This window comes from Nonomuraea deserti (assembly GCF_004348685.1).
GTDB classification, from domain to species: Bacteria; Actinomycetota; Actinomycetes; order Streptosporangiales; family Streptosporangiaceae; genus Nonomuraea; species Nonomuraea deserti.
Genome location: NZ_SMKO01000015.1, coordinates 88,752 through 96,265 on the forward strand (window position 1 = coordinate 88,752; position 7,514 = coordinate 96,265).

8 protein-coding genes and 2 rRNA genes are annotated in these 7,514 nt (G+C 67.5%); 6 read left to right on the top strand and 4 right to left on the bottom strand.

Going from position 1 to position 7,514, the window contains the following annotated elements:
- The 4 genes from pstC to E1292_RS09250 are packed head-to-tail and all read left to right on the top strand — an operon-like array spanning nt 1 to nt 3,370.
- Nucleotides 1-981 carry a phosphate ABC transporter permease subunit PstC gene (gene pstC / locus E1292_RS09235; RefSeq protein ID WP_132594037.1) on the top strand — a complete coding sequence of 327 codons (981 nt, stop codon included), beginning with the start codon at nt 1-3 and terminating at the stop codon, nt 979-981.
- Nucleotides 978-1,853: a phosphate ABC transporter permease PstA gene (gene pstA / locus E1292_RS09240; protein ID WP_132594039.1), complete on the top strand. Its 876-nt coding sequence runs from the start codon at nt 978-980 to the stop codon at nt 1,851-1,853. The genes pstC and pstA overlap by 4 nt, the downstream gene beginning before the upstream one ends.
- Before the next feature lie 15 nt (nt 1,854-1,868).
- The gene (pstB, locus tag E1292_RS09245) at nt 1,869-2,645 is read left to right on the top strand and encodes a phosphate ABC transporter ATP-binding protein PstB (RefSeq protein ID WP_132594041.1); all 777 of its coding nucleotides are present in this window, start codon (nt 1,869-1,871) and stop codon (nt 2,643-2,645) included.
- On the top strand, nt 2,645-3,370 hold the full coding sequence (locus E1292_RS09250) for a winged helix-turn-helix transcriptional regulator (protein ID WP_132594043.1): 726 nt from the start codon (nt 2,645-2,647) through the stop codon (nt 3,368-3,370). The genes pstB and E1292_RS09250 overlap by 1 nt, the downstream gene beginning before the upstream one ends.
- On the opposite strand, the gene E1292_RS09255 is transcribed toward E1292_RS09250, so the two are convergent.
- A complete protein-coding gene (locus E1292_RS09255; RefSeq protein WP_246090019.1) occupies nt 3,339-4,280 on the bottom strand; it encodes a serine hydrolase in 942 nt (313 codons plus the stop codon). The two genes, E1292_RS09250 and E1292_RS09255, sit on opposite strands and share 32 nt — an antisense overlap.
- Before the next feature lie 384 nt (nt 4,281-4,664).
- Here E1292_RS09255 and E1292_RS09260 point away from each other — a divergent pair, with 384 nt between their 5' ends.
- Entirely contained in the window at nt 4,665-5,147 is a 483-nt protein-coding gene (locus E1292_RS09260) for an SRPBCC family protein (protein WP_132594045.1), read from the top strand.
- A gap of 460 nt (nt 5,148-5,607) precedes the next feature.
- Here E1292_RS09260 and E1292_RS09270 read toward each other — a convergent pair whose 3' ends face one another.
- The gene (locus E1292_RS09270) at nt 5,608-6,495 is read right to left on the bottom strand and encodes a phenylalanine 4-monooxygenase (protein WP_132594047.1); all 888 of its coding nucleotides are present in this window, start codon (nt 6,493-6,495) and stop codon (nt 5,608-5,610) included.
- 127 nt (nt 6,496-6,622) lie between these two features.
- Here E1292_RS09270 and E1292_RS09275 point away from each other — a divergent pair, with 127 nt between their 5' ends.
- A complete protein-coding gene (locus tag E1292_RS09275; RefSeq protein WP_132594049.1) occupies nt 6,623-7,081 on the top strand; it encodes an Lrp/AsnC family transcriptional regulator in 459 nt (152 codons plus the stop codon).
- 61 nt (nt 7,082-7,142) lie between these two features.
- Here the strand turns inward: E1292_RS09275 and rrf are convergent.
- Both rrf and E1292_RS09285 read right to left on the bottom strand, forming a co-directional pair.
- A 5S ribosomal RNA gene (rrf, locus tag E1292_RS09280) occupies nt 7,143-7,259 on the bottom strand.
- 141 nt (nt 7,260-7,400) lie between these two features.
- Nucleotides 7,401-7,514: ribosomal RNA gene (locus E1292_RS09285) — 23S ribosomal RNA — on the bottom strand; the annotation flags it as partial.

Below are 7,514 nucleotides of genomic sequence, written 5' to 3' on the forward strand. Positions count from 1 at the left end.
ATGACGATCAAAACGGAAATCCGTGAAGGTGGACCGGCCACGAGCCGGTCCGCCTCGCGGCGCAGCCATGGTGAAGCGCCCTTCCGCTTCCTGTCCACCGGGGCCGGCGTCCTCCTGCTGGGGATCATGGCGGCCATCGCCGTCTTCCTCATCGGCGAGGCCATCCCCGCGCTGCGGGCCGACAAGGGCAACTTCCTCACCGAGCTGACCTGGGACCCGAACAGCAGCCAGGTGTTCGGCATCGGCGCGCTGGCGTTCGGCACCGTGCTCAGCTCGGCACTCGCACTCGTCATCGCCATGCCCATCGCGGTGGGCGTGGCGCTGTTCATCTCCCACTACGCGCCGCGCCGCCTGGCCGGGCCGCTCGGCTACCTGATCGACCTGCTCGCCGCGGTGCCCAGCGTGATCTACGGCCTGTGGGGCGTGGCCTTCCTGGTGCCGCTGCTCAGGGAGCCGTCGCAGTGGCTCAACGACACCTTCGGCTGGTTCCCGCTGTTCGCCGGCGAGGGCGCGATCGGCGGCAAGACCATGCTCGCCGGCGGCATCGTGCTGGCGATCATGATCCTGCCGATCATCGCGGCCATCTCGCGCGAGGTGTTCCTGCAAGTGCCGAAGATGAACGAGGAAGCCGCGCTGGCCCTCGGCGCGACCCGCTGGGAGATGATCCGCATGGCGGTGCTGCCGTTCGGCCGCCCCGGCGTGATCAGCGCCGCGATGCTCGGCCTGGGCCGGGCGATGGGTGAGACCATCGCGGTCGCGCTGATCTTCCCGGCGACGTTCGGCATCAGCTTCCAGATCCTCACCCCGCAGGGCAACAGCATCGCCGCCAACATCGCCAACGGGTTCGGCGAGGCCGGCGACATCGGCCGTGGCGCGCTTATCGCCTCGGGCCTGGTGCTGTTCATCATCACCCTGCTCGTCAACATGGCCGCCCGCATGATCATCAACCGGCGCAAAGAGCTCATGAAGGCCGACACATGACCACGATCCAGCACATCTCGACCGGCCGCCGGCTCAAGGACCGCATGGTCCAGGGGCTGGTCTATCTGGCGTTCGCGCTGGCCGTGGTGCCGCTCGTGTCCGTGCTCTGGCTGGTGATCTCCAACGGCCTGGCGCGCTTCGACATGACATTCCTCACCCATTCGATGCGGGGAATCGGCGCGCGCGACGTGGGCGGCGGCGCCTACCACGCCATCATCGGCACCCTGGAACAGGTCCTGCTCTCCTCGCTCATCTCGGTCCCCATCGGCTTGCTCACCGCGATCTACCTGGTCGAATACGGCAACGGCGGCCGGCTGAGCCGGGCCATCAGCTTCTTCGTCGACGTCATGACCGGCATCCCCTCGGTGGTCGCCGGCCTGTTCGTGCTGGCTTTCTGGATCCTGTTCCTGGGCATGCCCTACTCCGGATTCGCCGGCGCGATGGCGCTGTCGATCCTCATGATGCCGACCGTGGTCAGATCCGCCGAGGAGATGCTCCGACTGGTCCCCGACGACCTCCGCGAGGCGTCGTACGCGCTGGGCGTGGCCAAGTGGCGCACGATCCTCAAGGTCGTGCTGCCGACCGCGTTCACCGGCATCGTGACGGGCGTCATGCTGGCCGTGGCCAGAGTCGCGGGCGAGACGGCGCCGCTGCTCCTGACGGTGTTCTTCACCGACTCCATCAACAACGACCCGTTCTCCGGGCCGCAGATGGGCCTGCCCCTCTACGTCTTCGACCAGGCGGCGCGTCCCAACGACACCGCCATCGACCGGGCGTGGACCGGAGCCCTCACGCTCATCCTGATCGTCATGCTGCTCAACCTGGTGGCGCGTCTGATCGCCTGGTGGCGTTCACCCGCCAGGGGCCGATAGGGGGTAACCGCAGATATGTCCAAGCAGATCCAGGTCTCGGGCCTCGACGCGTACTACGGGTCGCACAAGGCGATCGAGGACGTGTCGATGACCATCGAGCCGCGCTCGATCACCGCGTTCATCGGCCCGTCCGGGTGCGGCAAGTCGACGTTCCTGCGCACGCTCAACCGCATGCACGAGGTGATCCCCGGCGCCCGGGTCGAGGGCAAGGTCCTGCTCGACGGCGACGACCTGTACGGCGGCAACGTCGAACCCGTCTCCGTACGCCGGATGATCGGCATGGTCTTCCAGCGCCCCAACCCGTTCCCCACGATGTCGATCTACGACAACGTCGCCGCCGGCCTGCGGCTCAACGGTCGCATCAGCAAGTCGCGACTCGACGACACCGTGGAGGAGTCGCTGAAGGGCGCCAACCTCTGGAACGAGGTCAAGGACCGCCTCAGCAAACCCGGCGCGGGCCTGTCCGGCGGGCAACAGCAGCGGCTCTGCATCGCGCGGGCCATCGCGGTCAAACCCCAGGTGCTGCTGATGGACGAGCCGTGCTCGGCGCTCGACCCCATCTCGACGCTGGCCATCGAAGACCTCATGGCCAAGCTGAAGGACGACTACACGATCGTCATCGTCACCCACAACATGCAGCAGGCCGCCCGGGTCAGCGACAGGACCGCCTTCTTCAACCTGGCCGAGCAGGGCAAGCCCGGCAAGGTCATCGAGATGGACGAGACGTCCCGCATGTTCACCAACCCGTCCCACAAGGCCACCGAGGACTACATCACGGGACGCTTCGGTTGATGACCCGACAGCAGACGGCATCCACGATGAACGGGGACACGAGGACCAAACCCGTACTGCTCATCGCCGACCCTGACGGCGCCGTCGTGGACGCCCTGGCGGCCGCCCTCGAACGTGAGGGCGTGGCCGTCACGGGCGCGCCCGACGGCGCTCAGGGGCTGCTGCAGGCCGGTGCCCTGCAGCCCGACGTGGTGCTCGTCTCGGCCACGCTCCCGGTCATCGACGCCGTGGACTTCGTCCGCGCGGTACGCCTCGCGCGGGCCGTACCGGTGCTGCTCGGCGTCGGGGAGGGCCACGCCGAGCAGGCCGTACGCGCGCTCGCGGCAGGGGCGGCGGCCTGCGTGGCCAGGCCCTACCGGGTGCCCGAACTGCTGCCGTTCATCCAGGCGGCCTCCCCCGATTCGCACAAGGTGCTGGCGGTGGGCGGGGTCGAGCTGGACGTACAGGCCTACCAGGTGCGCGTGGGCGGACGGACCGTGCACCTGCCGCTGCGGGAGTTCGAGCTGCTGCAGTATCTAATGCGCAACGCCGACCGTACGGTCACCCGCGAGCAGATCATGCGTCACGTGTGGAACGCTGCGGCGACCACGTCGACGAACACGATCGCGGTGCACGTCAAACGCCTGCGTGCGCGCCTGGGCGACGAGGACGACCAGCTCATCCAGACCGTACGCGGCGTGGGCTACCGGCTCGTCACTCCGAGCATTTCCGGAAATCCCGCATGATGCGCTCGGTCACGCCTTCGACGGTCGCTATGCCGTGCCACACCTCCGGGCTTCCCTCGGTGAGCACGGCAACGGCGTAGTCGCGGCCGTCGCCCCTGATCAGCCCCACGCTGATGGTGGCCCAGCGTTTGGTCGAGACACGCCTGAGCCACCCGTTCTTCAGCGCCGCGCGCTCGCCCCGGCACGTCGCGGCGCTGATCCCCCACTCCTGACCGTCGACGACCCGGCCCATGAGGCCGAGCACCTGCTCGCGGTCCTTGGCCCCGAGCGGGCTCTTGCCGGACACCAGTGCCTGCATGAGGCGGATCTGGTCCTCGACGGACGTTCGGGTGATTCCCCAGCAATAGAGGTCGAGGCAGTCCCCCGGAACGCCCTGCGTGTGTTTCAGGCCCAGCTTCTCTCCCGCCCTGGTGAAGCCGGCCGCCCCGCCGATGCGCAGCCAGAGACGGTCGGCGGCGTGGTTGTCGCTGTAGCGGATCATCACGTCGGCGTCGTGTCTGACGGCCGCGGGAAGCTTCTTCCAGGGGGTGTCGAGCAGGAGCGCCATGAGGATCTGGACCTTGGCGGTGCTCGCCGTGATCAGCCGCTCGCGGGGACGGTAGCGGTAGACCCGCCCCGTCTCCAGCTCCTTGACCATGGCCGTGACCGGCCCTGGACGGCCCCGCAGATAACGGTCGAGGCGTTCGGTGATCTTCTTGGCCGGGATCGGCGGCAGCGTCTCCTCGCGCGCGCTCTGCTCGATCCTTCCTCGCGGTTCCCTGTGCACCTCGGAAGACGTGGTCACGTCCACCACGGCCGGCATAGCGGCGTGCATCTTCGCGGGCACGGGCCGGGGCATCGGGACCAGCGGCAGGAGCAGGGCGAGGATGATGACCAGTCGTGGTATCGCTCTCGCCCCAAGCGCGATCATCCGAGCATTATCACGACATTTCACAACTCGCCGCTAGTGCCGCGACCGAACCCGATCACCGGACCGCCCGCAGCCCACGTTCCGCGAGCACCGGCGGGGCATGAGGCCGCCGCTCTCCGCCGGCGGGGGTCACGGTCCCGGTGAGGACACCGTACGCGGAGAGTGATCCCTCCATTCCACGCGACCGGGCAGGCCCGCCTGGACCCCCTGCGGCAGGGACCGTCCGCGCCTGCTCAGCCCCGGCCCTTTGCCACGTGACCCGCACCAGCCCGCCATCGGCGGCATGGGTGCAAGCTCCGCCCACACGACCGATGAGTTCCGCCACGCCGCGTCGTCTGCATGTTGGGACCTTCCTGGCCTCTAGGAGGATGACAAGGAGCGAGCGTGCACACGAACCAGGAGAACGTGAGCGCCACCCTGACCGTCGCCATGCCGGTCGCGAACGTGTTCGCGGCGCTGGCGGACCCGACAACCCATTCCGCGATCGACGGCACCGGCTGGGTGAACGAAGCGGTCAACCAGGCGCCGCTGACCGAGGTGGGGCAGATCTTCCGGATGGACATGTATCACCCCAACCACCCAGACGGGGACTACCAGGTGGCGAACCAGGTCCAGGTGCTCGACCCGCCGCGCGCGATCGGCTGGCTGACGGGGGAGGAGAAGGGCGACGGCCAGGTGGAGTTCGGCGGCTGGATCTGGCGTTACGACCTTGCGCCGCTCGGTCCGTCCGAGACCGAGGTCACGCTCACCTACGACTGGTCGGCGGTGCCGCCGTCCATCCGGGAGTACATCCAGTTCCCGCCGTTCGGCCCCGAGCACCTCACCAACTCGCTGCACCACCTGGCGGAGCTCGTCTCCGCTAGGTGATGTCGTCGACCTAGCACCAGTACCGGAGCCCTCAGCTGCAGGCGACACCGCTCTGCCCTGACCCGGCCCAGCCGTGCACACGGCCACCACCGCCCCGGCCAGGGTCGGCGGCCCCCGCCGGGTGCCGTCCGCGCCGGACTCAGGTCCGCCCCCGCACCGGCCATAAACGCAGACGCATCCACAGCCACGACGCACCCCGCCCTCGGCATCAGCACCGCAATCACCGGCAGCACCAGCATCGGCGCCAGCACCAGCAGTACTGGCGCCAGCGGCAGCACCTCTACCGGCACCGCCACATAGGCAGCAGCGGCACTAGCAGCACCGCACCGCACCGCGCTGGCGGCAGCGACAGCGACAGCGACAGCGACAGCGAGAAAGCATCAGCCACTACGGTCACCGAGCGACCTCAACCAGCGATGCCCGAGCACCACCCAACCCGGTGATCGTTCCGGTCAGCGCGCTAGACGCGAGCGGCGACCAGTTTCGCGATGGAGTCGTCGTCACACGTGTCCCAGAAGTCCCCGACGACGTCCTCCAAGTGCTGGACCGTCTCGGCCCGGAACAATACATCCTGATATTTCGTGATGTCGTAATGCGTGGTGCCCATGGCGGACAGGTCCAGCGGCCTGATGTCCATGCCACGGAACTCCTCGATCTCCCCGTACGACGACAAGATCCCCGCCCCGTACGCCTTGAGCTCGTTGGCCTCCTGCATGACCCCGAACTCCATGGTGAACCAGAACACCTTCGACAGGAACTCCAGCGCCTCCTCCCCCTCGACGCGCCGTGCGGCCTGGCCCGCCAGGCGGTAGAGGGCGGCGTACCGGGGGTTGGCGAGCGCGTTGGCATGCCCGATCACCTCGTGGATGACGTCGGGCTCCGGCGTGTAGAAGGGCACGGAGTGATGCCGGATGTACTGCGTCGAGTGGAAAAGCCCGTCCGCGAGCACGCCGTAGAACTCTCGCAGCGGCACCAGCCCGGCCGCCGGCAGATAGCGGAAACCGGTCAGCGGCTCCAGGAGCTGGGAGACCTCCTCCAGTTGCGGGATCCTCTCCTGAGGCAGCCCCAGCCTGGCGGTGCCGTCGAGATATTCCGCCGTGGCGTACTTGGCGTGCTTGATCCCCAGCTCCCTGGTGACCGTCGCCCACACCTCGTGCTCCTGCTCGGTGTACTCGGCGATCGGAATGGGCGTCCCAGGCTGGTAGTTGACAGCCAGCCCCGCGATGGCGTTGCGCCGTGCCCGATACACCGGATCCGCGAACCCCGGGTGCGAGGCGGACAGCTCGACCACAACGGAGCCGTCCGCTTGAGCCGCAACTGGGGCGAAGTACTGCGCTTCCTCAAACATGCCCCACATGACAACAAGTCCCGCTTTCACTGGCAAGAGCGACCAACTTGACTGAGCGATACGCTAGTTCCCGCACGCCAAACCATGCGTTTCCTGGACGAATCGCACAGTCGCGGAGGACGCCCTCGTGGACGATCTAGACGCCCGCCTGCTCGTGACCATGCGAGCCCACCCCCGCATCGGCCTGACCGAACTCGCCCGCCTGCTCGGGGTGGCCAGGGGCACGGTCCAGGCCCGGGTCGAGAAACTGACCGCCAGAGGCGTCATCGAGGACTTCGGCCCCACCGTCTCACCGGCCGGCGTCGGCTATCCGATCCTGGCGTTCGTCTGGCTGCAGATCGCGCAGGGACGCCTGGGGGAGGCGGTGGAAGCGCTACGCGCTGTACCGCACATCCTGGAGGTGCACGGGACGAGCGGACAGCACGATCTGCTGTGCCGGGTCGTCGCCAGAACCACGGAACACCTCCAGGAGATCATCGCCCACATCCTGACGTCTCCCGCGGTGCAACGCACGGACTCCACCATCGCCCTGTCCACCCAGGTCCCCCACCGGATCGAACCGCTCCTGGCAGACGCCGTCACCTGACCCCGGAAAACAAAAAGGGGGGGTTTCGACGCGCTCAGCGTCGAAACCCCCTCCAAAAATTGTCCGGCGGTGACCTACTCTCCCACACCCTCCCGAGTGCAGTACCATCGGCGCAGAGAAGCTTAACTTCCGGGTTCGGAATGTAACCGGGTGTTTCCTTCCCGCCATAACCGCCGTAACCCCATGAAACACCAAACGACACCGTTTGCTGCCTCAGAATTGCCTAGTGGACGCGAGCAAGAAACCAATCCCTGATGCGGCGCGGCTCCGGACCCAGCGAAGGTAACAGAGCGCAGCACACACCAAGAAAGTATGCTTTGTGGTCAAGTCCTCGGCCTATTAGTACCGGTCAGCTCCACACGTTACCGTGCTTCCACACCCGGCCTATCAACCCGGTCGTCTACCGGGAGCCTTACCCCTTCACAGGGTGGGA

Coding starts and splice junctions, on each gene's coding strand:
- pstC (WP_132594037.1), top strand. CDS start 1: ATGACGATCAAAACGGAAATCCGTGAAGGTGGACCGGCCACGAGCCGG.
- pstA (WP_132594039.1), top strand. CDS start 978: ATGACCACGATCCAGCACATCTCGACCGGCCGCCGGCTCAAGGACCGC.
- pstB (WP_132594041.1), top strand. CDS start 1,869: ATGTCCAAGCAGATCCAGGTCTCGGGCCTCGACGCGTACTACGGGTCG.
- E1292_RS09250 (WP_132594043.1), top strand. CDS start 2,645: ATGACCCGACAGCAGACGGCATCCACGATGAACGGGGACACGAGGACC.
- E1292_RS09255 (WP_246090019.1), bottom strand. CDS start 4,280: ATGATCGCGCTTGGGGCGAGAGCGATACCACGACTGGTCATCATCCTC.
- E1292_RS09270 (WP_132594047.1), bottom strand. CDS start 6,495: ATGTTTGAGGAAGCGCAGTACTTCGCCCCAGTTGCGGCTCAAGCGGAC.